The 25,219-nt window shown below is 65.6% G+C and carries 18 protein-coding genes and 1 pseudogene; 8 read left to right on the top strand and 11 right to left on the bottom strand.

Going from position 1 to position 25,219, the window contains the following annotated elements:
- The first annotated feature begins 37 nt into the window (after positions 1-37).
- Positions 38-1,663 carry a glycosyltransferase family 39 protein gene (locus tag JJB99_RS34500; protein ID WP_200496544.1) on the top strand — a complete coding sequence of 542 codons (1,626 nt, stop codon included), beginning with the start codon at positions 38-40 and terminating at the stop codon, positions 1,661-1,663.
- 170 nt (positions 1,664-1,833) lie between these two features.
- Here the strand turns inward: JJB99_RS34500 and JJB99_RS34495 are convergent, their stop codons facing one another.
- From JJB99_RS34495 to JJB99_RS34475, 5 genes are all read right to left on the bottom strand, one after another.
- Entirely contained in the window at positions 1,834-2,151 is a 318-nt protein-coding gene (locus JJB99_RS34495; RefSeq protein ID WP_200496543.1) for an HPr family phosphocarrier protein, read from the bottom strand.
- Entirely contained in the window at positions 2,148-2,549 is a 402-nt protein-coding gene (locus tag JJB99_RS34490; RefSeq protein ID WP_024339151.1) for a PTS sugar transporter subunit IIA, read from the bottom strand. Before JJB99_RS34490 ends, JJB99_RS34495 begins: the two co-directional genes overlap by 4 nt.
- 208 nt (positions 2,550-2,757) lie before the next feature.
- On the bottom strand, positions 2,758-3,207 hold the full coding sequence (locus tag JJB99_RS34485; RefSeq protein ID WP_200496542.1) for an HPr kinase/phosphorylase: 450 nt from the start codon (positions 3,205-3,207) through the stop codon (positions 2,758-2,760).
- The gene (locus JJB99_RS34480; protein WP_200496541.1) at positions 3,204-5,000 is read right to left on the bottom strand and encodes a sensor histidine kinase; all 1,797 of its coding nucleotides are present in this window, start codon (positions 4,998-5,000) and stop codon (positions 3,204-3,206) included. Before JJB99_RS34480 ends, JJB99_RS34485 begins: the two co-directional genes overlap by 4 nt.
- Before the next feature lie 234 nt (positions 5,001-5,234).
- Positions 5,235-5,936, bottom strand: a complete 702-nt coding sequence (locus tag JJB99_RS34475) for a response regulator transcription factor (protein WP_008542552.1) — start codon at positions 5,934-5,936, stop codon at positions 5,235-5,237.
- Positions 5,937-6,177: 241 nt separating this feature from the next.
- On the opposite strand from JJB99_RS34475, the gene JJB99_RS34470 reads away from it, so the two are divergent.
- The 3 genes and pseudogenes from JJB99_RS34470 (at position 6,178) to JJB99_RS34460 (ending at position 11,518) form a co-directional block, all read left to right on the top strand.
- Complete coding sequence (locus JJB99_RS34470) at positions 6,178-6,912, top strand: HugZ family protein (protein WP_200496540.1); 735 nt, start codon at positions 6,178-6,180, stop codon at positions 6,910-6,912.
- Positions 6,913-7,006: 94 nt separating this feature from the next.
- A pseudogene (locus JJB99_RS34465) lies at positions 7,007-9,618 on the top strand (CHAT domain-containing tetratricopeptide repeat protein).
- 283 nt (positions 9,619-9,901) lie between these two features.
- The gene (locus JJB99_RS34460; RefSeq protein WP_200496539.1) at positions 9,902-11,518 is read left to right on the top strand and encodes a phosphoenolpyruvate carboxykinase; all 1,617 of its coding nucleotides are present in this window, start codon (positions 9,902-9,904) and stop codon (positions 11,516-11,518) included.
- Between the two features lie 183 nt (positions 11,519-11,701).
- On the opposite strand, the gene JJB99_RS34455 is transcribed toward JJB99_RS34460, so the two are convergent.
- Positions 11,702-12,517, bottom strand: coding sequence for an acyl-CoA thioesterase (locus JJB99_RS34455; protein ID WP_200496538.1), 816 nt, complete (start codon positions 12,515-12,517; stop codon positions 11,702-11,704).
- Positions 12,518-12,614: 97 nt separating this feature from the next.
- Positions 12,615-15,140: a glycogen/starch/alpha-glucan phosphorylase gene (locus tag JJB99_RS34450; protein ID WP_200496537.1), complete on the bottom strand. Its 2,526-nt coding sequence runs from the start codon at positions 15,138-15,140 to the stop codon at positions 12,615-12,617.
- A 204-nt stretch (positions 15,141-15,344) separates the two neighbouring features.
- Here JJB99_RS34450 and JJB99_RS34445 point away from each other — a divergent pair, with 204 nt between their 5' ends.
- Positions 15,345-15,590 (top strand): hypothetical protein, encoded by a 246-nt coding sequence (locus JJB99_RS34445; RefSeq protein ID WP_200496536.1) that lies wholly within the window; start codon positions 15,345-15,347, stop codon positions 15,588-15,590.
- An 18-nt stretch (positions 15,591-15,608) separates the two neighbouring features.
- Here the strand turns inward: JJB99_RS34445 and JJB99_RS34440 are convergent, their stop codons facing one another.
- The gene (locus JJB99_RS34440) at positions 15,609-16,472 is read right to left on the bottom strand and encodes a LysR family transcriptional regulator (protein ID WP_200496535.1); all 864 of its coding nucleotides are present in this window, start codon (positions 16,470-16,472) and stop codon (positions 15,609-15,611) included.
- 96 nt (positions 16,473-16,568) lie between these two features.
- Here JJB99_RS34440 and JJB99_RS34435 point away from each other — a divergent pair, with 96 nt between their 5' ends.
- Complete coding sequence (locus JJB99_RS34435) at positions 16,569-17,471, top strand: DMT family transporter (protein WP_200496534.1); 903 nt, start codon at positions 16,569-16,571, stop codon at positions 17,469-17,471.
- 12 nt (positions 17,472-17,483) lie between these two features.
- The gene (locus tag JJB99_RS34430) at positions 17,484-18,260 is read left to right on the top strand and encodes an MBL fold metallo-hydrolase (protein WP_200496533.1); all 777 of its coding nucleotides are present in this window, start codon (positions 17,484-17,486) and stop codon (positions 18,258-18,260) included.
- Positions 18,261-18,417: 157 nt separating this feature from the next.
- On the opposite strand, the gene JJB99_RS34425 is transcribed toward JJB99_RS34430, so the two are convergent.
- Together JJB99_RS34425 and JJB99_RS34420 are read right to left on the bottom strand one after the other, a co-directional pair.
- On the bottom strand, positions 18,418-19,188 hold the full coding sequence (locus tag JJB99_RS34425) for a TIGR02186 family protein (protein WP_200496532.1): 771 nt from the start codon (positions 19,186-19,188) through the stop codon (positions 18,418-18,420).
- A complete protein-coding gene (locus tag JJB99_RS34420) occupies positions 19,185-20,102 on the bottom strand; it encodes a sulfite exporter TauE/SafE family protein (RefSeq protein WP_200496531.1) in 918 nt (305 codons plus the stop codon). The genes JJB99_RS34425 and JJB99_RS34420 overlap by 4 nt, the downstream gene beginning before the upstream one ends.
- Positions 20,103-20,339: 237 nt before the next feature.
- Between JJB99_RS34420 and JJB99_RS34415 the strand changes: the two genes are divergently transcribed.
- Complete coding sequence (locus tag JJB99_RS34415) at positions 20,340-21,353, top strand: IS5 family transposase (RefSeq protein ID WP_200496530.1); 1,014 nt, start codon at positions 20,340-20,342, stop codon at positions 21,351-21,353.
- Between the two features lie 296 nt (positions 21,354-21,649).
- Here JJB99_RS34415 and JJB99_RS34410 read toward each other — a convergent pair whose 3' ends face one another.
- A complete protein-coding gene (locus tag JJB99_RS34410) occupies positions 21,650-25,150 on the bottom strand; it encodes a tetratricopeptide repeat protein (protein ID WP_200496529.1) in 3,501 nt (1,166 codons plus the stop codon).
- Between the last annotated feature and the right edge of the window lie 69 nt (positions 25,151-25,219).

Below are 25,219 nucleotides of genomic sequence, written 5' to 3'. Positions count from 1 at the left end.
ATTCCACGGCAGGCCAAAACGCGCTACGCAACGGGCCATGTCGACCACCTCTCTTCCGACGGCCAGAGCGCGGGCGAAGACCCGCATAAGTACCAACCGCTTCCGGGTCTGGCTGGTCGCCTGCGCGATCCATCCCTCAGCGCGATTGTGGCTGGTGATCCAGCTCGCGATCCTGCATGCGGTGCTCTGGACCTTCATCCTGATCAATCTCAAGGCGGCGCAGGACGTTCACATGGACGTCGCAGAAGCCTATGGCTGGGGCCAGCAATTCCTGTGGGGCTACGGTAAGCACCCGCCGCTGTCGGGCTGGATCGCCGGCCTCTGGTTCAAGGCGTTTCCGGCAACGGACTGGGCGACCTATGCGCTGGCGATGGCGACCGTCGGCGTCGGCATGGTGATCTGCTGGCTGGTGGCCTTGCGCGTGGTGGATGCGCGGCGCGCGTTCCTGGTCGTGGTGATGGTCGCGCTCTACCCGATCTTCAATTTCAAGGGTTTCAAGTACAACGCGGACCTGCTCCAGCTCGTCACGCTGCCGCTGCTGATGCTCGCCTATCTCAACGCGTTCGAGAAACGGAGCTGGCAATCCGGCATCTGGCTCGGGCTTGCCGGCGCGCTGGCGCTGATGACCAAATACTGGGTGCTGACCATGATCGGCGCCATCGGCCTTGCCGCGCTGATCCATCCCGGTCGGCTGCGATTCCTGTTGTCGCCGGCGCCGTGGTTGGCGATCGCGACGATGGTCGTGGCGATGATCCCGCACATCGTCTGGCTGGCGAGCGTGCATTTCGTGCCGCTGACCTATGCCGGCGACACCTACAGCCTCGAGGATGCTGGCCTCGTGCATCAGCTCGTCGCCGGCTATGCCGTGCATAATATCGCGCTGCTGGCGCTGCCCGTGGCACTCGCCGCGCTGGCGATGGCGCTGGTGCCGCCGTGGGTCTCGCTGCTTGTGCGCGCGCCCTCACGCATCGTCACGCGGGCCTGGGCGCGCGGCGCCAATCCCGGCGTCAATGTCGCGCAGGCGCTGAACGTCTGGATCGTCCAGGTCATCGTCGCGGTCGGCCCGCCGCTCGGCGCGCTCGCCTTCAGCATCTACATGAAGACCGATTGGGGCATCTCGCTGTTCTTCCTGGTGCCGCTCGCGCTGGTCGCGATCCCGGCATTGCGGGTGCAGAGCGCGGTGCTGTTCAACATTGTCGCGATCTGGCTCGTGCTCAGCGTCGCGACGCTCATAGCCTCGCCCTGGATCGCCGCGCGCGAGATGGCGGCCAATGCCGGTAACGCGGCGATCTATGGCGCCCGCTCGGATCTCGCACGCGAGCTGACGCAGGCCTGGCACACGCGGTTCGGCTCGCGCTGGGCCGTGGTTGCCGGCACCATGGAACAGATCCAGCCGCTGGTGTTCTACAGCCCGGATCATCCGGCGGCGTTGATGCCGCTGGAGGCTTGGGATTCCGGGCTGACCTCGCGCGATGACGCCAGGAAATATGGCTTCATCGGCGTGTTCGATCCGACCGACGGTCGCCTGCCGGCGTTCGAGAAATGGGTGTCAGAAGTGGCGCCGAATGCCGAGCGCATGGTGATGACGACGCGCCGCTTCACGCACGGCAAGGCCGGCCCGTCGATGAGCTGGAATATCTACATCGCGTCGCCGGCGAAGTGACTCTTCTTTTTTCACCTCTCCCGCTTGCCGGGAGAGGTCGAATTCGATCGCAGATCGAATTCGGGTGAGGGGGTACAGATCTCTCGGCGATCTCACGTGTGGAGAGAGGCCCCTCACCCCATCTCTCTCCCCGTAAGAACGGGGCGAGGGAGCGCAGCCGAGCGTGTGGCTCAGGTCCCTTCCTCGTTGAATTTGCTTTCAACGAGCTCCGTGATCGCCGCGAGCGCGGCTTCCGCCTCGGTGCCGGCTGCGGCCACCGTGATCGTCGTGCCAGGTCCTGCCGCGAGCATCATCAGGCCCATGATCGAGGTGCCGCCGACGGTCTCGCCGCCGCGCGTCACCCACACCTGCGCGTCGAAGCGCTCGACCGCCTGGACGAATTTCGCCGAGGCGCGCGCGTGCAGCCCGCGCTTGTTGATGATCAGAAGCTCCTTGGAGATCGCGCCCGCGGGCACGCCCGTCCCGGCTTGCGGCGCCTCCTCGCTCATTTGCCGGCGAGCACGCGGCTGGCGATGGTGACGTATTTGCGGCCCGCTTCCTGGGCCATCGCGATCGCGTCGGGCAGCGAACGCTCCTCGCGCACCTTGGCAAGCTTCACCAACATGGGAAGGTTGATGCCCGCGAGCACCTCGACCTTGGGCCGGCTCATGCAGGAAATCGCAAGGTTGGACGGCGTGCCGCCGAACATGTCGGTGAGGATCGCAACGCCGTCGCCGGAATCGACGCGGTTAACCGCCTCGATGATGTCGCTTCGGCAGAGATCGGAATCATCTTCGGCGCCGATCGTGATCGCTTCGATTTGCTTTTGTGGGCCCATGACATGCTCAAGCGCTGCCTTGAATTCGTCGGCAAGGCGCCCGTGGGTCACAAGTACTAGACCAATCATCGGAAAACTCCTCGCGGGCGCTTTTGGTGCACCGCACGAACGCGCCACTTTGACCATCCAGAGCCCCTGCGCAAGAGGGGATGTTACGTATCTCCCTGAATCTAGACGGATGGATGAGGGGAGCTGCGCCGGTCTACTCGGTCGCGATAGTGGGGTTCATATGGTTACCATTTCCCTTCAAACAATCGCCTGAGGGATTAGCAGAAGGTTAACTCTTGGTAGTGGTCAAGGCTGCGACAACCAAAGGGAGGGGCGAATAGTCGCCGCCAACCGGGATTCGCGGTATTTCGACACCTAAAATGCGTGTTTTCAGGGATTCGGCCGCAGGCAGGCGTTCGGCGTCCGTGGCGTCCAGATCGACCACGAGGCCGACGGTCGCATGCTCCACGAAGTCGCAGCGGCGGATTCCGAGGCCCCGGATTTCGATCAGGCCGACCAGTATCCTGCTCGGGCGGACCTCAATTTCATCGCCGACTGTCGCCAGATGGACACGGTCATCCCCGACCAGAACGGCCGGTTCGACCACGCCTGATCGCCCCGCCATAATCAGCTCGAAAGCAAGGCGCGACTTCCCGGAGCCCGAGGGTCCGCGGATCAGCACCGCCTGCTGTCCGACCTTGACTGCGGAGGCGTGAACGCTTGCGTCGCCATCGCTCATAGCGCCGGCAGCCTCACCACGAAGCGCGCGCCGGCAACCGTCGGCGCGCCGTCCTCGTCCGGCGGGCCAGCGCGGTTCTCGGCCCAGATGCGTCCGCCATGGGCATCGACGATCTGCTTGGAGATCGACAGGCCGAGGCCGGAGTTCTGGCCAAAGCCCTGGTGCGGACGGTCGGTGTAGAAGCGCTCGAAGATGCGCTCCAGCGCGTCGTCGCGGATGCCGGGGCCATCGTCGTCGACCACGATCTCGATCTCTCCGCGCACGCGGCGGCAGGTGAGGCGCACCTTGCTGCCGGCTTCCGAGAACGACTGCGCGTTCGAGAGCAGGTTGGAGACCACCTGCCCAAGCCGCGAATCGTGGCCGGTCACGGCAAAGGTGTCGGTCGGGCCGCGGCCCTCGAACCGCATCTCGACCGCGACGTCGTGGCCGAGTTTTGTCTCGTTTGCGACGGAGACGAGCGTCGTCAGCAGGCGGCGCAGATCGACCGGGATCGCATCCTGGCGCTGCAGCTCGGCATCGAGGCGGCTGGCGTCGGAGATGTCGGAGATCAGGCGGTCGAGCCGCTTGACGTCGTGCTCGATCACCTCGAGCAGGCGGGCGCGGCTGTTCTCGTTGCGCGCCAGCGGCAGCGTCTCGACCGCTGAGCGCAGCGAGGTCAGCGGGTTCTTCAATTCGTGGGCGACATCGGCGGCGAACATCTCGATCGCCTCGATGCGGCTGTAGAGCGCGCTGGTCATGTCGCGCAGCGCGCCGGAAAGATGGCCGATCTCGTCGCGGCGGCGGGTGAAGTCGGGAATCTCGATGCGCGCCTTGATGCGGCGGCGGACGCGCTCGGCGCTGTCGGCGAGCCGGCGGACCGGCCCCGCGATCGTGCTCGCCAGCAGCAGCGACAGCATGATCATGACGGCCGCGGCGACGCCGCCGACTTTCAGGATGGCGAGGCGCTCGGCGGTGACCATCTGGTCGATGTCGTCGCCCTGGGTCGACAGCATCAGCGCGCCATGGATGGCGCGCGAGCGCAGCACGGGGACCGCGACCGAGACGATCACCTCGCCGCGCGCATTGACCCGCACCATCGAGCGCTTCTGGCCCTGGAGTGCATCGGCGACTTCCACATAGCCCTTGCCGTTCTCGCGCCCGAGCTCGCGATAGAGCGGCAGGTCGCCGCGGTTCAGCCAGGTGCGCACCGGGACCATCATCCGTTCGATCAGGCCCGGCTTTTCCGACAATGGCGGCAGCGGAATGCCGCGCACGGCATCGAGATCGCGGCTGTCGAGCAGCACGGTCCCGTTGGGATCGACGATCCGTGCGCGCGTCTTGGTCGGCGAGATCAGCGTGCTCAGCACCGGCGCCACGCGCTCGGGATTGATCGGAAAATCCAGCGAATCGTCTATTCCGCCGTAGCTCTCACCCAGTTTCAGATCGAGCAGCCGCTCGGGGTCGACCGTGATCGCGTTGGTCTGCACGGTCGCCGACGCGCCGATGGCGCCGGCGATGATCTCGGCCTGCACCAGCAGGCTCTGCGCCCGCGCGTCGATCAGGCCGGCGCGGAATTGTGACAGGTAAAGGATGCTCGCGACCAGCGCGACGAGGCCGGCGAGGTTGAGCGAGACGATGCGCCGGGTCAGGCTCGAGAAGGACAGCGCGAAGAAGAACTGCCCGGCGCGCTTGAGCCAGCTCAGCGGCCGCCAGCCCTGTGCGGCCGGCTTGTCGTCGGCAACGTGCTCCGGAACGCCGTTGGACATGACATCCCCGGCGTTCTGGTTCTCGTCAGGCTGCGTTCGGTCAAGCAATGCTTACGCCCGCGTTAGGACAGCTCGTGTGAAGGGTCCCCGCATTCTAGAGCATGATCCGGAAAAGTGTGCAGCGGTTTTCCGAAAGGATCATGCTCCAACCATAGAGCATGGTCCGGAAAAGTGCGCAGCGGTTTTCCGATAAGATCATGCTGCAACCATGGAGAGCGATCCCGGTCCCGATGGTACGAGAACCGGAGATGCCCTCAGTCTATCGTGAAGGCGCGTTGTGCCTCAGGCTTCCTTGAAACGGTAGCCGACGCCGTAGAGCGTCTCGATCATCTCGAACTCGTTGTCGACGACCTTGAACTTCTTGCGCAGCCGCTTGATGTGGCTGTCGATGGTGCGGTCGTCGACATAGACCTGGTCGTCATAGGCGGCATCCATCAGCGCGTTACGGCTCTTGACCACGCCGGGCCGGGTCGCGAGCGCCTGGAGGATCAGGAATTCGGTAACGGTCAGCGTCACCGGCTCGTTCTTCCAGGTGCAGGTATGGCGTTCCGGATCCATGCGCAAAAGGCCGCGGTCGAGCGCCTTGGCGTCGTTCTCCTTCGGCGCGACGGTCGGGTCCTTCGGCGCCGAGCGGCGCAGCACGGCCTTGACGCGCTCGACCAGCAGACGCTGCGAGAACGGTTTGCGGATGAAATCGTCGGCGCCCATCTTGAGACCGAACAGTTCGTCGATCTCTTCGTCCTTGGAGGTGAGGAAGATCACCGGCAGGTCGGACTTCTGCCGCAGGCGGCGCAGCGTCTCCATGCCGTCCATGCGCGGCATCTTGATATCGAGGATGGCAAGATCGGGTTGCGTGGTGCGGAAACCGTCAAGCGCGGAGGCGCCGTCGGTGTAGGTCATGATGCGGTAGCCTTCGGCTTCCAGCGCGATCGAGACGGATGTGAGAATGTTGCGGTCGTCGTCGACCAAAGCGATTGTGGGCATGAGCCTCTGCTTTCTGCTTTCCGTTTGGGTCGTGGCTTGAAACGGCGAGCAATCCAGTGATGCGCCGCATACATGGGTGCCGAATTTGGCGTTCGAACCTTGTCACCGAGCAATGCAAGCTGGGCTGAAGTGTGACCAAGTTCCACGAAACACGGCAGATTCGCCGCATCCCGACCCATAACCAGGCCCCCGTTTACCCGAAAAAAGGTCCTCCTTGCAACCACCTGAGCCGAGAAAGCCGATGCAACCGACTCCCGACTTCGACCCCGGAAGGCTCGCCAAATCGCTGCTGCGGCGGTCGCGCCAGGGTGCGCTGGCAACGCTGATGGCCGGCAGCGGCGACCCCTATTGTTCCCTGGTCAATCTGGCCAGCCATCCCGATGGCTCGCCGATCCTGCTGATCTCCGGTTTGGCCGTGCATACGAGGAATCTCCTCGCCGATCACCGGGTCTCGCTGATGCTCGACGAGCGCGCCGCCGGCGATCCGCTTGAGGGCGCCCGGATCATGCTGTCCGGCCGTGCCGAGCAGGCCGGTGCCGATAAGGAACTCCTCCAGCGACGGTACCTCAATGCCCATCCGTCGGCGGAAGCTTTTGTGTCATTTAAGGATTTTTCATTCTTCCGGATCCGCCCGACGGGAACCCATCTGGTTGCCGGTTTCGGCCGGATTGTTGACCTCGAGCCCGAGCAGTTCCTCACCGACCTCACCGGCGCAGAGGACCTGCTGGCGGCTGAGGAGGGAGCCGTGGAGCACATGAACGCCGACCATCGCGATGCCATGGGCCTCTATGCAACAAAGCTCCTCGGCGCTCCCGCCGGTGACTGGCGCTGCACCGGCTGCGACCCCGAGGGTCTCGACATGCAGGATGGCCAGACCGTGCTGCGGCTGGATTTTCCGGAGCGCGTGAGCGACGGCACGGCACTGCGTAAGATGCTGGTCCGCCTCGCTGGCGAGGCGCGGAAAAAGGTGGACTGAAGCGCAACTCTTTGAACGGCGCCGCCCATCGTCGCGACCCAACACCGTATTGGTTCAAGGCCGTATTGGCTTATGGTTCGCAGCGAGCGGGTTCATGACACGCCGTCGTTTGACGTTGGTTGCGGGTTTGGCGCTCGCGATCGCAGGAACGCTTGCGACGCCAGCTCTTGCCCAGAAAGGTCTTGCCCAGAAAGGTCTCGCCGCGGAAAGCGCGCGGATCAACGCGCTCATGAGCGCCGGCAAGTATTCGGAAGCGCTTCCGCTTGCGCAGGGCATGGTTGCGAGCCTGGAGAAGAGCGATAACGGCCGCGAACTCGCTGCCGCGCTCAACAATCTCGGCCAGGTCTATGCCGGCCAGGGCCGCGACGGCCTGGCCGAGCCGCTCTACAAGCGCGCCATCGCGCTGATGGAAAAATCGCTCGGCCTCGAGACGTCGCTGCTTTCGGCCGAATTGACCAACCTCGCCGCACTCTATCAGCGGCAGGGCCGCTTCACTGAAGCGGAGCCGCTGTTCAAGCGTGCGCTGGCCGTAAGCGAAAAGGCCTGTCGCGCGAGCATCCCGATGTCGGCCGGGCCCTCAACAATCTTGCCACACTCTACGTGAAGCAGGAACGGCAGGCCGAGGCCGAGCCGTTGTTCCAGCGTGCGCTCGCGATCTATCAGAAGGCGGCCGGGCCCGAACATCCCGCGGTCGCCACGGTCCTGAACAACATCGGCCAGGTCGATCGCGACCTCGACCGCGATGCCGAGGCCGAGGCGCGGATCAAGCACTCGCTCGCGATCCGCGAAAAGGCGCTGGGACCGGATCACCCCGACGTCGCGCGCTCGCTGAACAATCTCGCCGGTCTCTACGAGCATCAGCGCCGCTATGCCGAGGCCGAGCCGCTCTATCGCCGCGCGCTGGCGATCCGCGAGCGTGCGCTCGGGCCGGATCATCCTGACGTCGTCACCTCGACCAGCAATCTCGCCTATTTCCTCGATGTCTCCGGCCGCACGGCCAATGCGCTGCCGCTCGCTGAGAGGACGCTCGCGACCAACCGCGCGCAGTTGCGCGTGGTGCTCCCGATCCTGTTCGCCGCGCGTCAGCAATCCCTGTTGGCGGAGGACAAGGCGCTGGAGGAGGCGCTCGCCGCGATCCAGCGGGGCACGCAATCCTCCGCAGCCTCCGCCGTCAACAAGCTCGCCGTCCGGCTCGCCGCTGGCAGCGACCGGCTCGCCGAGCTGGTGCGCCGCGACCAGGACCTCACCGCTGAATCCGAGGCACTCGACAAGGCGATCATCGTCGCGGTCTCGAAGCCATCGGGCCAGCGCGACCTCGCGGCCGAGCAGCGCAGTCGCGCCCGGATCGCGGCGATCGCGAACGAGCGCGCGGGCTTGCAGAAGACGCTCGCCGTCGAGTTCCCCGACTACGCCTCGCTGTCCAATCCGTTGCCGCTAACGTTGAAGGACATCCAGCTGCTGCTGTCGGCCGATGAGGCGATGGCGCTCTATTCCGTCGTCAACAGGCAGAGCTATGTCATCGCGATCACGCGCGAGGGCGTCGACTGGAAGGAGATTCCGCTCGGTGCGGACGCGCTGACGCAGAAGGTCACGGCCTTCCGCAGGGGGCTCGACGTCGGAAAGGCGCGCGATGCCTCCGGCAAATCGGGGCTGTTCGATCTTGCGCTCGCCAACGAGCTTTATGTGGCGCTGCTCGGCCCGGTCGAGGCGCTGACGAAGGACAAGCGCAACCTGCTGGTGGTGCCGTCGGCGGCGCTGACCGCGCTGACCGCGCTGCCGTTTCATTTGCTCGTCACGGAGAAGCCGCAGGCGGCAATCCCGGACAGGCTCGAAGGCTATCGCAGCGCCGCCTGGCTGTTGCGCCGTCAGGCCGTTTCTGTGCTGCCGTCGGTGATCAGCCTGAAATCGCTGCGTGCCTTCGCCCGCAGGGATCAGGGTGTGAAGCCGATGACCGGCTTTGGCGATCCCGTATTCAACCCTGCGCTGGAAGGCCCGGCCGATCGGCGCGCAACCGGCAAGATCGCCGCACGCAGCATTGCGACCATCGCCTATACCGACTTCTGGCGCGGGGCCGGCGTCGACCGCGCCCGGCTGGCGCAGGCGCTGCCGCAACTTCCTGACACCGCCGACGAGCTGAACGCGGTGGCGAAGGATGTCGGCGCCGCGGAGGCCGATATCCATCTCGGCCGCGATGCCAGCGAAACGACGCTCAAGCGTGCAGCGCTTGCTCAATACGGCATCATCTACTTTGCCACCCACGGTCTCGTTGCCGGCGACGTCAAGGGATTGGGTGAGCCCTCGCTTGCGCTCTCCATTCCCGATCAGCCCACCGAATTCGACGACGGCCTGTTGACCGCGAGTGAAGTCGCCCAGCTCAAGCTCAACGCGGATTGGGTGGTGCTGTCGGCGTGCAACACGATCGCCGGCGACAAGCCCGGTGCCGAGGCCTTGTCGGGGCTGGCGCGATCGTTCTTCTATGCCGGCGCCCGCGCGCTCCTGGTCTCGCACTGGGCGGTGGATTCGGAAGCCGCGACCCGCTTGACCATTTCGACGTTCGAGTTGCTCAAGAGCGAACCAGGGATCGGTCGTGCCGAAGCCCTGCGCCGGGCGATGTTAACCTATGTTGATGACGCTTCGTCGCCACGCAACGCCTATCCGGCGATGTGGGGGCCGTTCGCGCTCGTCGGCGAGGGCGCGGTGCGGTAGGGCGGGCGCGGCCTTGTGCATCGCAAAAACTCCAGACACGCGGAATTCTGCATTTGGTTGCGCGATCATCTGCGATTTCGTGGTGCGCCTGCTCAGGGCTGACATGCGCTGCGTTTGGCGCGGTCCTTGAATAAACCAAATCCTGCGGGATCAGCTTGGCAACGCCAGCGTTCATCAGTATTACGTCGTTCAGCCGAGGCCGGACGGCCTGTTATTCACGGTGACCGCGATGGTGCCAAAGCTTGGCTGCGCTGAGTGTCGCGGGTTCTAGGAGGATCTTTTCGTGCAAGAGACGGGCGTGCGCAACGGTGCCTTCGGCGCCGACAAATTCGGCTTAAGGAATCTCAAGCAGGTTCACTGGAACCTCGGTGCGCCGCAACTCTACCAATACTCGCTCTCCGCGGGCGAGGCGGTGCTCTCCGCCGACGGCGCGCTCTGCGCCGACACCGGCGAGTTCACCGGCCGCAGCCCCAAGGACAAGTTCACGGTGCGTGACGCCACCACCGACAAGAAGATGTGGTGGGCCGGCAACCAGTCGATCACCGCAGAGCAGTTCGAGGCTCTCTACCAGGACTTCCTCAAGCACGCCGAAGGCAAGGCGCTGTTCGCGCAGGACCTCTACGGCGGCGCCGATCCGGCCTACCGGATCAAGACGCGGGTCTTCACCGAACTCGCCTGGCACTCGCTGTTCATCCGCACGCTCTTGATCCGCCCCGAGGCGGTCGAGCTGTCGAGCTTCACGCCGGAGCTCACTATCATCGACATGCCGAGCTTCCGCGCTGATCCCAAACGCCACGGCTGCAGGTCGGAGAACGTCGTCGCGATCGATTTCGCCCGCAAGATCGTCCTGATCGGCGGGTCTTATTATGCCGGCGAGATGAAGAAGTCGGTCTTCACCACGCTGAACTATTATCTGCCCGAGCGCGGCGTGATGCCGATGCACTGCTCGGCCAATGTCGGCGCGAAGGGCGATACCGCGATCTTCTTCGGGCTGTCAGGCACCGGCAAGACCACGCTGTCGGCCGACCCGAACCGCACGCTGATCGGCGACGATGAGCACGGCTGGGGCCCGAACGGCGTCTTCAATTTCGAAGGCGGCTGCTACGCCAAGTGCATCAAGCTGTCGCAGGAAGCCGAGCCCGAGATCTATGCGGCCTCGACGCGCTTCGGCGCCGTGCTCGAGAACTGCGTGCTCGACGAGGATACCCGCGTGGTCGATTTCGACGACGGCTCCAAGACCGAGAACACGCGTTCGGCCTATCCGCTCGATTTCATCCCGAACGCCTCGCGCACCGGCCGCGCGCCGCAGCCGAAGAACATGGTGATGCTCGCCGCCGACGCCTTCGGCGTGCTGCCGCCGATCGCCAAGCTCTCGCCCGCGCAGGCGATGTATCACTTCCTGTCCGGCTACACCGCCAAGGTTGCCGGCACCGAACGCGGTCTCGGCAACGAGCCGCAGCCGGAATTCTCGACCTGCTTCGGCTCGCCCTTCCTGCCGCTCGACCCGTCCGTCTACGGCAACATGCTGCGCGACCTCATCGCCCAGCACAATGTCGATTGCTGGCTGGTCAATACGGGGTGGACCGGCGGTAAGTACGGCACCGGCTCGCGCATGCCGATCAAGGTGACGCGCGCGCTGCTCACCGCCGCGCTCGACGGCTCGCTTCGCAACGTCGAATTCCGCACCGACAAGTACTTTGGCTTCGCCGTGCCGACCGCGCTGCCCGGCGTGCCGAGCGAGATCCTCAATCCGGTCAACACCTGGAAGGACAAGGACGAGTTCGACAAGACCGCGCGCGCGCTGGTCGGCATGTTCCAGAAGAACTTTGCCAAGTTCGAAGCCCAGGTCGACGCCGAGGTCCGCGCCGCCGCGCCGGACCTGAAGCTCGCGGCGGAGTAGGTTCGCTCTGTCTTCAATGCAAAAGGGCGGCCGCGAGGCCGCCCTTTTTGTTTGTGGATCTTCGCCTCTCCCCGCGGGCGGGTGAGGGGGACTCTCCGCGAGTCCGTCTCTCACTGTATTTGCGGAAGCAGCCCCTCGCCCCAACTCTTTCCCCGTAAGAAAGGGGAGAGGGGGAGGAGACAGTCACGCCTTGAAATACGCGATCTGCGTGGTCGTCGCGAGCAGCCTGCCGTTCGGCGACCACAGCTCGGCGTTCTGGTCGGCGTAGCTCTTGTGCATGATCTTGGAATCGGCCGTCGCGAGCACGCGGGTGATGTCCTCGGCCGCAAGCTCCTCGCTGTCGGTGTGGAAATACGTCGTCAGGGACACCGTGCCGAACGGCACCAGCTCGCGCCGCGCGTGGAAGATGCGGCCGAAGAACGCATCCGACATCGACATCAGCGACAGCATGTCGAGCTTGCGCGGAATGCGGTCGCTGATCCAGAGCTTCGAGTACGTGCTGGCGAACTCCGCCTGCGGCGGGCCGAGCCGCATCTCGCCCTCGACGAAGCGGAAATCGTACTGATTGGCCCAGGAGGCCGCGAGCTTGGGGTACGGCAGCGTCTGTTCGAACGGCTTCGCATCCGGATATTGCGCGACCCTGTGCTCCCAGGACGGCCGGCGCTCGGCGAACACGGCGGTGGCGAGTGTTGCGACCTCGCCGCCGCCCTGCGACAGTTCGACGCTCCAGTGCTGGCTGGAGCGGTTGGCCTTCACCAGCCTGATGTCGAGATCGAACGGCCCCTTTGCGATCGGCGCGCAGTAATTGACGGTCAGCGCCAGCGGATCGCCGGCGCGCTCTGGATGCTCGATCAGCGCGCGCAAGATGGTCGCGGCCGTGGCGCCGCCGAACGGGCCGACAAAGGCCCAGTAATCGTCGCTGGTGTGCCCCTGCCAGCGCGAGTCGCCGGCGGTGATGCGGGTGGCATCGTCGAAGGGGTGCGGGAGCTTGGCGTGCATTGTCTGATCCGGCTTTCGATGACGGACGTCATATCACGTCAGCCGCCGGCTTGTGCAATAACCTCGCAGGTAATCCCGATTTCACGGCGCGATAAAATCAAGCCGTGGCGCCGCGCTGGTCCTCCGCTTCCTGGAACGGCGGCGTGATCGGGTTCACCGGCACGTTCCAGATCTCCTCGGCGTATTCGCGAATGGTGCGGTCGGACGAGAACCACGCCATGCGCGCGACGTTGAGGATGGAGGCGCGGGTCCAGGCCGGCGCCACCAGCCAGCGCGCATCGACCGCGCGCTGCGCCTCGTAATAGGAATCGAAATCGGCGCTGACCATGTAATGGTCGAGATAGCGCAGCGCATGCGCGATGGATTCGAAGCGGCCGGGATCGCCGGGCGAGAACTCGCCGCTACCGATCGCGTTGATGGCGCGCTGCAGCTTCGGCGAGTTGCGGATCACGTCGGAGGCATCCAGCCCCTGCTTGCGGCGGATCATCACGTCGCCGGCCTCCATGCCGAAGATCGCGATGTTCTCCGCACCGACCTGGTCGCGGATCTCAATATTGGCGCCGTCGAGCGTGCCGATGGTGATGGCGCCGTTGAGCGCCAGCTTCATGTTGCCGGTGCCGGAGGCTTCCATGCCCGCGGTCGAGATCTGCTCGGAGAGGTCGGCCGCGGGAATGATCACTTCGGCGAGGCTGACATTGTAGTCGGGCAGGAACGCGACCTTGAGCTTGCCGCCGATCGCGGGATCGTTGTTGACGACTTCGGCGACGTCGTTGATCAGCTTGATGATCAGCTTGGCGTAGCGATAGCTTGCCGCCGCCTTGCCGGCGAAGATTTTCACCCGCGGCACCCAATTGCCGCTCGGATCGTCCTTGATCGCCTGGTACAGCGCGACCGTCTCGATGATGTTGAGCAGCTGGCGCTTGTATTCGTGGATGCGCTTGATCTGCACGTCGAACAGCGCGCCGGGATCGACCATGATGCCGAGCCGCTCGCCGATCAGGCGCGCCAGCGCCGTCTTGTTGTGATGCTTGACGGCACGGAATTTCTTCTGGAACTCGACGTCGCTGGCGCGCGCCTCGATCAGCGAGAGCTGGGTCGGATCGTCGAGCACGGCCTCGCCGCAGGTCTCACGCAAGAGCTCGGTCAGCTTCGGGTTCGCCAGCATCAGCCAGCGGCGGAAGGTGATGCCGTTGGTCTTGTTGGTGATGCGGCCGGGATAGAGATGGTTGAGATCGTGGAACACTGTCTCGCGCATCAGGTCGGAATGCATGGCCGAGACGCCGTTGATGCGGTGCGAGCCGACGAAGGCGAGCTGGCCCATGCGGACGCGGCGGCCGCTCTTCTCGTCGATCAGCGAGACCGAGGCGCGGAAATCGATGTCGCCCGGCGCGCGCGCTTCGGCGAGCGCCAGATGCTGGACGTTGATGCGGTAGATGATCTCGAGATGCCGCGGCAGCAGCCGCTCGAACAGCTCGACCGGCCAGGTCTCGAGCGCCTCGGGCAGCAGCGTGTGGTTGGTGTAGGAGAGGGTGGCGACCGTGATCTTCCAGGCCTCGTCCCAGCGGAAATTGTGCAGGTCGACCAGGATGCGCATCAGCTCGGTGACGGCGAGGCTCGGATGGGTGTCGTTGAGCTGAACCGCGACCTTGCTCGACAGGCTGCGGAGCTGGCCGTCGGAGGCGAGATGGCGCTTGACGAGATCCTGGAGCGAGGCCGAGACGAAGAAATATTCCTGCCGCAGCCGCAGCTCGCGGCCCGCCGGGCTCTCGTCGTTGGGATAGAGGAATTTGCAGATCGCTTCGGCGCGCGATTGCTCGGCGCTGGCGCTGACATAGTCGCCCTTGTTGAAGGCATCGAGCTTGAGCGGATCGGGCGAGCGCGCCGACCACAGCCGCAGCGCGTTGACGTGCTGGCCGCGCCAGCCGACGATCGGCGTGTCATAGGCGATCGCCTGCACGGTCTCGGACGGATGCCAGATCGCGCGGTCGCGGCCCTTGTCGTCGACATGCTCGACGACGCCGCCGAAATTGATATCGTAGATCACCTCGGGCCGCTGCAATTCCCAGGGATTGCCGAAGCCGAGCCATTCGTCCGGATATTCCTGCTGCCAACCCTGATTGATGATCTGGCGGAACAGGCCGTAGTCGTAGCGGATGCCGTAGCCGATCGCGGGGATCGACAGTGTCGCCATGCTTTCCATGAAGCAGGCAGCGAGCCGGCCGAGGCCGCCATTGCCGAGCGCTGCATCCGGCTCGCATTTGCGTAAGTCCGGCAGCGACACGCCGAGATCGCCGAGCGCGACCTCGAAGATCTTGAGGAGCCCCATATTGTTGAGCGCGTCGGTGAAGAGACGGCCGATCAGAAATTCGAGCGAGAGATAATAGACGCGCTTGCGTCCCGCATCGTAGCTGCGCTTCTCAGCGCTGAGCCAGCGATGCACGATGCGGTCGCGCAGCGCCAGCGCCGCGGCCTGGTACCAGTCGTGCTTCGTCGCCATGCCGGCATCCTTGCCGATGGCAAGGCGCAGCTTCGCCAGGATCGCGCCCTTGATCTCGGTCAGCGCGAGTTCGTCGATGGGCTGCCCGGGCGCGGGAAAACCGGGCTGGAACGATGAATCTTGCAAAGCCGTCACTTCCTGTCGAAAAACCACCACTCACCCTACGCGTCTTGCTGCTGCGCGGGAACCATTGCCGGCGCGACCGTGCACTGCGCTGGCGTAAAATTATGCAAGGAATGGGCCGGTTTGGGAACCCGGGCCTGCACGGAGAAGATTGGATTCCGTGGTAGAATGCGACCAGATTCAGCCGTCAGTGTGGAGGAGACGCCGATGAAACCGCTGATGCGAATGCTGATCGAAATCGCCGCCGCGGCCTTGCTCGTGGTTTGCATCACCGTCTCCAGCGCCGCGTTCGCCGCCGGCAAACCCGGCCGCAGCGCCGACGGTTTGAGTTGCGGCTTCGCCGTCTCGCAAAATGCATCGCCCAAGGCGCGCTGCGCCGCCATCAAGCGGCAATGCGGCGGCAAGTTCTACGCCAATGCGTGCGGCGACAGGCTGATGTCGGCAGTGAAGTAAGCCGGACGTTGCGCGCGCTCAAGCGGCCTTCGCCTGCACATGATCGCAGAACTCGGCGAGACGATCCGCAAGCCGCAGCGTTGCCGGGCTCGCATCCGGCGCCGCCATCAGCGCGACCTCGGTCTTGTTGATCGGCGCAAAACCGTCCTTCGCGGTCAGCACGCGATGATCGGACTGGATCGACATCTCGGACAAGATGCTGAGACCCATGCCGGCGGCAACCGCAGCTTGAATGCCGGCGAGGCTCGATGACGAATAGGCCATGTGCCAGGCGCGCCCGGCGCTTTCCAGCGCGTGGATGGCGCCGGCGCGATAGAGGCAGCCGGCCGGAAAGCCGATCAGCGGCACCGACGACACGGTGATATCGACCGGGTGGCTCTTGCTGGTGACCCAGTGCACTTGCTCCGGCCACACCGCGATCGCGCCCTTCTCGCCGGCCGCACGCTTGAACAGTGCCAAATCCAGCTCGCCGCGTTCGAGATCGCGGGACAGGTTCTTGCTCTGGTCGGCGCGCACATCGAGCCGCAGGCCCGGATGCGAGCGCGAGAACGCGCCCAGCAGCTTTGCCAGCCGATACGCCGCGAAATCCTCGGGGATACCGAGCCGGATCGCGCCTTCGCCGCCGGGCTCGCGCAGCATGTCGCGCGCTTCTTCCGCGAGCGAGAGCAGACGGCGCGCGTAGGACAACAGCCGCTCGCCGGCCTCGGTCGGGCGCACGTCCTTGCCGTCGCGATGCAGCAGCACCTGGCCGACATCCTCTTCCAGCCGCTTGATCTGCTGGCTCACGGTCGACTGCGTGCGGTGAACGCGCTCGCCGGCCCGGGTGAAACCGCCGGCCTCGACCACCGAGACGAAGCTGCGCAGGAGCTCGAGATCGAGCATCGCCGCCTCCATTCGAAAATCAACTGATGGGCAGTTAATCATTTAATTTCCAAATGGCAAGCGGCCTCCCTAGATCGAAGGCTCAGGAGAAATGTCATGTTGCTCGCCCCCTCGATATCCGTCCCCAGCCGCCGCTTCAACGCGCTGCCGCTTTATATCGGCTTGTTCTGCCTGCTCTGGAGCTACGCCTTCATCGCCGGCAAGATCGGCGTCACCCATTGCCCGCCGCTGATCCTGCTCGCGGCGCGCTTCTCGCTTGCCGGCGTTTTGATCCTTGGGGCCACGATGGTTCGCGGCGACTGGTCGCTGTCATGGCGCGACGCGGCGATTTTCGCCGTGCTCGGCATCGCCAACAACGCGCTCTATCTCGGGCTCGGCTACACCGGTCTTCAATCGGTCTCCGCCGGCCTCGGCGGCCTGATCGTGTCGGCCAATCCGGTGTTTACGGCGGGTTTCGCCGCCCTTCTCCTCGGCGAGGGCATGACCTGGCGCAAGGCGAGCGGCCTCTTGCTCGGCATCATCGGCGTGACGCTGATCGTCTGGCATCGCCTGTCGGTCGGCACCGACTCACTGCACGGCATCATCTTCACGCTGGCCTCGCTCGCCTCCATCGTCGCCGGCACCATTTTGTTCAAGCTTCTCGCGCCGAAGGGCAGCCTGTGGATCGGCAACGGCGTGCAGAATCTCGCCGCCGGCGTCGTGCTGATTCCGGTCGCGCTGACCTTCGCCGACGTCCACGCCATTGACTTCACGCCGAGCCTGATCGGCGCCTTCGCCTTCCTGGTGCTCGGCGGCTCGATCCTCGCCTACTGGCTCTGGTTTCATCTCCTGAAAGTGTGTGGCGCCACCGCCGCCAGTGCCTATCATTTCCTGATGCCGCCCCTCGGCATGCTGTTCGCCTACCTCGTGCTCGGCGAGCACATCGAGACGCGCGACCTGCTCGGGATCGTTCCGGTGGCGCTCGGCATTTACCTGGTGACGCGACCGGCCAAATCGTAAGGAAAGCTCATCATGCCCATTTCCATCACCCTGATCGGCGGCCCGACCGCCCTGATCGAGATCGACGGCTTTCGCCTGCTCACCGATCCGACCTTCGATGATGCGAACACCGCCTATCAGCTGCCGCATGTGAAGCTGGAGAAGACGATCGGTCCCGCGCTGAAGGCCGATGCGATCGGCCCGGTCGATGCCGTGCTGCTCAGCCACGATCAGCATTCGGATAATCTCGACAATTCCGGCCGCGAGTTTCTCAAACATGTCAACCGCGTGCTGACGACCGAGGCCGGCGCAAAGCGGCTCGGCGGCCATGTTGAGGGTCTCGCACCCTGGGCGACCGCGCATCTGAAGGACGGCGACGGCAACACGCTGACGATCACCGCGACGCCGGCGCGTCACGGCCCGGCCGGAATTGAGCCGCTGTCGGGCGACGTCATCGGGTTCGTGGTGTCCTCGAGCCGCAAGGACACGCATTCCATCTATATCAGCGGCGACACCACCTGGTTCGACGGCGTCGCCGAAGTGGCGCGCCGCTTCAAATGCGGCGTGGTGATGCCGTTCGCCGGCGCCGCGCAGACGCGCGGGCCGTTCCATCTCACCATGGACACCAACGACACCATCGAGACCGCGCGCGCCTTTCCCGATGCGATGATCGTGCCAGTTCATACCGAAGGCTGGACGCATTTCCGCCAGAACGGCGAGGATCTGCGCAAGACCTTTGATGCGCTCGGTTTCGGGACCCGGCTGCGCCTGCTGGAGCCGGGCGTGCCGACAGTGATCGAAGCGCCGTAGCCTCAGCTGTCATGCCCCGCGAAGGCGGGGGATCCAGTACGCCGCAGCGGTCGTTGCAAGAGCGGGCTCTCCGACGAGGGTCTCTGGAATACCGGATCGCCCGGTCAAGCCGGGCGATGACGAGCGGAGAAAGTGGCGCTCCTCGCAATGACGAAGGCTAATCCTTCCGGAACACGATCGACGCCATCCATCCCGTCATCAGCGCCATCGCTGCGGTGACGAGGCCGTAGATCAGCCCGTGCTGCCGCGCGCTGCTCGCGACGAACTGCTCGAAGCCGACCTTGACGATCTCGAACGCGGTCTCGGTCTTGGTGACCAGCACGCCGTTCGCGAACAGCTTGATCTCGACCTCATAGGTCCCGATCGGCACCTCCGCCGGCAGCGGAATGCCGGTGCGGAACAGCGTTGGCGTCAGGAATGTCACCGCGCTCGCATCCTCACGATAGAGGCCGCGCTGGGTGCGCAGGCGGATGAAGGCGGAGCGAAACGCATCGTTCGGCACCACGTCGGCATAGTCGCCGCCGACGCGCTGCGTCAGCAGCACGTTGTTCAGCCCGATCTGCTGCCGTCGCGCGATCTCGGGCGAGGTGATCACATCGAACGGACGGTTGGCGAACAGCGCCAGATAGCTCGGCACGTCCAGAAACTGGCGATAGTCCGTGTTGATCCAGATGCCGAATCTGCGCTCCTTGCGCCGCGTCACCATGTCCGCGCGCGGGCCCATCACGGTGATGACGAGATCGTAAGCGGTGCGGTCTGCGGGCGTGGTGCCGTCCCTCTCGACCGAACCGAACAGCACCAGCTCCTCGCCGGAATAGTTCGGGGTCACCGTGACGCGGTGGTTGGAGACCGACACGATCAGCCGCTCGGCATGGGCGGCCGAGCCGAGCAAGGTGACAAGAACGAATGCGAGGAGCGCGCGCATCATCCGCTTACCCCGAGCTCGCGGATGGTGAAGAGGTCCGCAGGCCGGATCACCAGCTCGATCGCGAAGCGGACGCCGACCGAGAGGATCAGCAGGCCGAGCAGCAGCCGCAGCTGCTCGCCGCGAATCTTCTGGCCGGCGCGGGCGCCGAACTGCGCGCCGGTGACGCCGCCGACCATCAGGATCAGCGCCAGCACGGCATCGACGAGGTGATTGGTCACGGCGTGCAGCATGGTCGCGAACAGCATGGTGACCAGCGTCAGGACCATCGAGGTCCCGATCACAGTCGAGGTCGGCACCCTGAGCAGGTAGATCATGATCGGCACCAGGATGAAGCCGCCGCCGATGCCCATGATGGCGCCGATGAAGCCGATCATGATGCCGACGATCACCACGGGGATCACCGACAGATAGATCTTGGAGCGCTTGAACCGCATCTTCAGCGGCAGGCCGTGAATCCAGTTGTGCGCGCGCCGCGGCGGCACCGCGCCGCGCCGGGTCCGCATCAGGGCGCGCAGGCCTTCGGAAAACATCAGGCTGCCGACGGTGGTGAGCAGCACAACGTAAGAGAGCGCGATCATCAGGTCGAGCTGGCCGAGCGCGCGAAGCTGCGTGAAGGTCCACACACCGAGCGCCGTGCCGGTCACGCCGCCGCAGAGCAATACGCTCGCCAGTGCCGGATCGATCGCACGCCGCCGCCAGTAAGACAGCGCGCCTGAGAAGGACGAGGCCGCGATATGGCTCGCCACCGAGGCGACCGCGACCGCCGGCGTGATGCCGATAAAGATCAGAAGCGGCGTCATCAGAAAACCGCCGCCGATCCCGAACATGCCGGAGACGAAGCCGACCGCGGCGCCCATCGCCAGCACCAGGAAGACGTTGACCGGCAGATCGGCGATCGGAAGGTAGAGCTGCATTGAGCACACCGGCGAGACGGATCGATTAGCGCGGAATGCTCGCGGGAAGGACGGAACGATTGCCGCGTCTCTCAATAGCGGAATTCGCGCGCGGGCGGGACCTTGAATTTTGGGCGTGGTGACTGGATCAAGAGGTCGTAGCGAGGATGGAGGTGCGCTCCCTCCCCCGCTTGCGAGAGCTTTGCATAAAGGGCGAATCTGCGATTCTCTAGGGCCGAAGTTCGGAGGGGGCTCGGAATGGCATATCGACAGGTTGGGCAACCGGGCTTCGCGGATGCGCTGGTATCGCGGCGAGGAAAAGGAAGCCCGGTGCTGAGGCGGATTTCCGAGCTGGTCGACTGGGCGGCTGTGGAGCGCGTGCTGCGCGGCCTTCCGGAGCCGGAGCGTGGCTCGCCGCCCTATCCGCGGCTGGTCATGTTCAAGGCGCTGCTGCTGCAGCAATGGTATGGGCTGTCCGATCCGGAACTCGAAGAAGCACTCGATGACCGCGCCTCGTTCCGCGATTTCTGCGGCTTTGTGCTGAGCGACGAGACACCCGACCATACGACGATCTGGCGCTTCCGTGAGACTTTGCAGCAGGCCGGTCTGGACGAGAAGCTGTTCGCCGAGATCCTGCATCAGATCGACGCGCGCGGGCTGGTGCTGCGCCGGGGCACGTTGATCGACGCGAGCCTGATCCCGGCGGCGGTGAAGCCGCCGAAGCCGCCAGAGGATCCGCAACCGCCCGGCCCGGACGGTCTGGCGCCGAGCAAACTGGTCAACAGCAAGCGCGATCCTGACGCGCGCTGGACCAAGAAGGGCGGCAAACGATACTTCGGCTACAAGGCACATGTGGGCATCGACCAGGGCTCGGCGATCATCCGCCGCAGCAAGCTGACCGATGCTGCGGTCAACGACACGGTGCCCGCCGACGAGTTGATCTGCGGTGATGAGAAGGCGGTGTATGCCGACCAGGCCTATGACAAGCACGAGCGCCGCAGCGGCCTTCGTGCGCGAGGCATCAAGCCGCGGCTGATGTTCCGCCCCAACAAGCATCATCCGCTGACCGAGCGGCAGAAGCGCTTCAACGACGCTGTGGGAAAGCGGCGCGCGCCGGTCGAGCAGGTCTTCGCCCGCCTCAAGGGCGGCTACCGCTGGGCGCGCGCCCGCTATCTGGGCCTGGCGCGCAACCAGACGCATCTGCGCCTGATCTGCCTCGCCATGAATCTCAAACGATGGGCGGTGCTGTCTGCTGTGGGAGCTGCAGCATGACCGTCGTCGCCCGAAGCCATCCGTCGGCCACCAAAACGCAACCGTTCCATGCCGTGCGCCGTCAGACGCTGCGAAAAAAAAGCCCGGCAGCGGGAACTACCCCCGCACATCTAATTAAGCAAAGCTCTCGCTTGCGGGGGAGGGTCGGGGAGAGGGTGCTTCCGCAGTGAGATTCCCCAAGAGGAGAAAGCCCTCACCCGGCGCTCGCGGGACGATGCTTCGCATCGCCCGGGACGCGCCGACCTCTCCCGCAAGCGAGCTCGAGGCTCGACCGACTTTACCTAAGGCTATTCCGCTTAATGCGCCGCGGAGGCCGCGCGCTTGGTTGCGACCTGCTTCGGTGCGGGTTTTGCGCTCGCCTGCGGTGCAGAGTCCCAGCCGCCGTTCGGGGCCGGAACGTTGACGGCATCGTCGGGCTGCGGCTCGGCGCTGAAGGTCTGTATCGCGAGCTTGGCTGCGGCGAGCGATTGCGGGTCGAGGCGCTTCGCCACATCGTCGCGCTTGGTTGCTGCGTCCGCATCGCCCTGGCCGGCCGCCAGGCTGAACCATTTGTAGGACTCGGCGAGGTTCTGCTCGACGCCGATGCCGCGGGCATAGAGGATGCCGAGGTTGAACTGGCTGTCGGCGACGCCGCGATCGGCCGCCTTCCGGAACCACTGCGCCGCGCTCTTGTAATTGGCGCCGCGTCCGCCGCCGTCGGCATCGAGCACTGCAAGATTGTGCATCGCCTTGGCGTTGCCGCGCTCGGCGGCCTGGGTGTAGTAGTGGCGGGCGATGTCGGCGTCCTTCTTCACGCCAAGACCCTTCTCGTAGAGCGTGCCGAGGCGGAAGGTCGCGGGCACCACGCCGGCCTGCGCCGCGCGGTCGTACCATTTGGCGGCTTCGTCGTAGTTCGCAGCGACGCCCTTGCCTTCGGCAAAGCGCACGCCGATCTCGTAGGCTGCGGTCGCATCGCCCTTCATCGCGGCGGTGCGCAAGCCCGGGCCGCCGATGCCGTCAGGCAGTCTTTCGCTTGGCGGCACCTGGATCGTTCCGAGCTTGGCCCGGCTCGTGCCTGATAGTGCACCGGTGACGTCGCTCGATGCCGGCGGCGGAGGCGGCGCCGCGGGAGCCGGCGGGATTTCGACCGAAGCCGTGCTGCCGGAATTGTTCGCTGGGGCCGGGGCGGCATTGTTCTGCGATTGCCGGCCGATCGGCGTCGGCGAGGTCATCGATGGCGTGACCTGCTCCGGTGTGGTGGGCCTCGTCTCGAGCGGCGGCGCCTGCGGCGCGGGCGGCGGCGAGGAAGTCTCCATCGCCTGCGGTGCCGGCGGCGGGCTGCCGCCATCGAGCAGGTTCATCGCCATTTTGAAGGTGCCGAGCACGATCACGACCACGCTCGCGCCGACCAGCAGCGAGCGGATCTTCGAGGTAATGGTCGAGCCGCCTTCCTGACTTGTGCTTTGGCCCTTGTCCTTCGCACGGGCAGCGATCGCGGCCTTGACGCCGCGGGCGGGCTTTTCGGGCGGTTGCGCGGCGGCGGCCTGCGCCGCGCGGCGAGCGGCCGCGATGAAGCTCGACGACGACACCGGCTCCTTCGGTGCAGCCGGGATTTCGCTGATCGCGCTTTCGGACGCGGCAATGCGCTCCGAGGGCGTGGCGATGCGGCCGCTCGGCCGTGTGCCCGGCTCGAGCGGATGATCGGGGGGCAATTCCGGCGCAATCGCGGCGCGCGCCGGCGCCGTGTGCGGCTCCAGGATTTCGCTGATCGCACGTGGCGGCAAAGGTGGTGCGGCTTGTGGTGCGCCTTGTGATGCGACTTGGGGCGCCGTCGGCGGCGCGGCGGCGTGGAATTCGCGCGGCGCGGCGGCGAAGGTGGAGTGCGGCGCCTGCTGCGCGGCAGCCGGGTTCGGCAGCTCCGGCTTTGGATCGTATTTCGGCTGCTGCTGCGCTTGCGGCCGCGGCTCGCGCGCCATCGGCGCGGGCTCCATGGGCGCAGCCATCGGCATCGGCATGGCCATCGGCTGCGGCGCGGGAGCCGTGCGCACCGCGCGCAGATCGCCCTCGATCATGGAGAGGCGATCGACGACATGGCCGAGCGCGCTGTGGACGGCATCGAGCGAGTCCTGGGTGCTGCGGTTGGTTTCGGCCTGGCTGAAGCGGATGTCGGAAAGCTCGCGCTTGACAAGATCGACCATGCCGGAATCGGCGGGCGGGGCCGAATTGCGGCTCTCGGCCAGCGCGGAATAGGTCGCCTGCTGCCGTTCCAGGTGCCTGAGGATATCGTGCAGCCCGTCCTCGACGCGACTCAAATTCCCGTTGCGCGGATCGGCGGCGGCCTCGATCCGCTCCAGCAGATACGAGACCCGCTGCTCCAGATGCGCGAAGGTCGAGGCGGAATCGTTGCCGACCTGCATGCGGTCGAAGCGGTCCGACAGCGCGCGGATCGCGGCTTCCAGTTGTTCGTTGCTCTCGGACGGCTGCGGCCGCTCGCGCGTTTCCAGCGCGGCGGTGAGCGCGGCGATGCGCTGCTCGAGCACCGCAAAGCTGTCGTTGTGGCCGGAAGAGCGGGTGATCTGGTCGACCTTGGACGACAACAGCTGCACGTCGTCGGACAGCCGTGCCAGCGCCTCGTTGGAGGCGACATTGGAGACGATGGCGCGCAGCGCCGAGATCGCGTCCTCCAGCTGACGCACCGTCGAGGGATCGTCATTGGCGCGCAGGATCAGGTCGAGCTTGGCGCCGAGATTGCGGATCGCCTCGTCATAGCCGGTGAGCTGCTCGGCCGGCGTCAGCGTGCGCAGCACCTGCTTGATGTCGGACAGCGCGCGCTCGATGCCTGACAGCACCTGGCCGTCGGTGCCGTTGGAGCGGGTCTCGTCGATCCGACGGTGCAGCGAGCGGATCTCGTTCTCGATCGATTCGATCGCGCGGCGCGGCATCGCCTCGGTGATGGCCTGACGGATCTCGGCCAGCTCGCCGCGGAACGCGTTGATCGCCTGCTCGGTATTGTCGGGGCGCTGCAGCGATTCGATCTGGCTCGTGATCTTGAGCAGATGGCGCTCGAGCGAGGAGAAATCCGGTCCCGGCTGCGGGGGTGGCGGAGCGTAGGCCGGGGCGGGCGCCGCCATCGGAGGCGCGTAAGGAGCCGGATTGGGCGCGATCGACGGCGCAGCGCGCGGCGGCATCTGCCGCGGCGCGAAGCCGTCGAGCTCGCTCTGCCGCGCCGTGATTTCGGCAACTGCGACATCAAACGAGGCGGGGCTCAGGGGTGGTGAGCTGCGATAGACCTGCGCGGCCGCGCGCTCGACCGCATCGGCCTGGCGCTGGCGCGTTTCGACGGGTGAGGGGGCCGGTCGCGGCGGCTGGGGCTGCTGCGGCTGCGGCCGGGAGATTTGCGACAGCCGCGCGTCGAGCCGCGAGATCGCATCGTTGAGCTGGCGCGCGACGCCCTGCTCGCGCGAGACATCTCTTTCACGAGAAGAGTCTTGGCGCGGCGCGGGCTTCGAGATCCGCTCGATCTGCTGGGTGATGGCGTCGAGCCGCTGGTGGATGTCCGCGACTTCGCGGCTCTCCTGACTGGCTCCTTGGCCTGGCATTTGCGCCGAGCGCGGATCGGGACGCAGATCCTGGCGTTGATCTTGCCGTTGATCCTGACGCTGCTCGTAAGGCGCGCGAAAGTTCGGCGGGGCAGTCTCGCCGAGCGTGGAATTCAGCCAATCGTTGAGTGACATGCCGGCGCCGCGCGCAGCAGCCTCGGCCCGCTCCCTGACGGATGGATCGATGCCGTCAACACTCCACGATACGCGCGAATTCATGACTCTGTCCGGTTCCGACGTCAGCGCCCCACCCGGCGCCTCCAGCCTTCCCTCGCGTGCCGGTTGCAA

It is taken from the genome of Bradyrhizobium diazoefficiens, assembly GCF_016616235.1.
GTDB lineage: Bacteria > Pseudomonadota > Alphaproteobacteria > Rhizobiales > Xanthobacteraceae > Bradyrhizobium > Bradyrhizobium diazoefficiens_H.
This window is presented reverse-complemented; position numbering and strand designations above follow the sequence as displayed.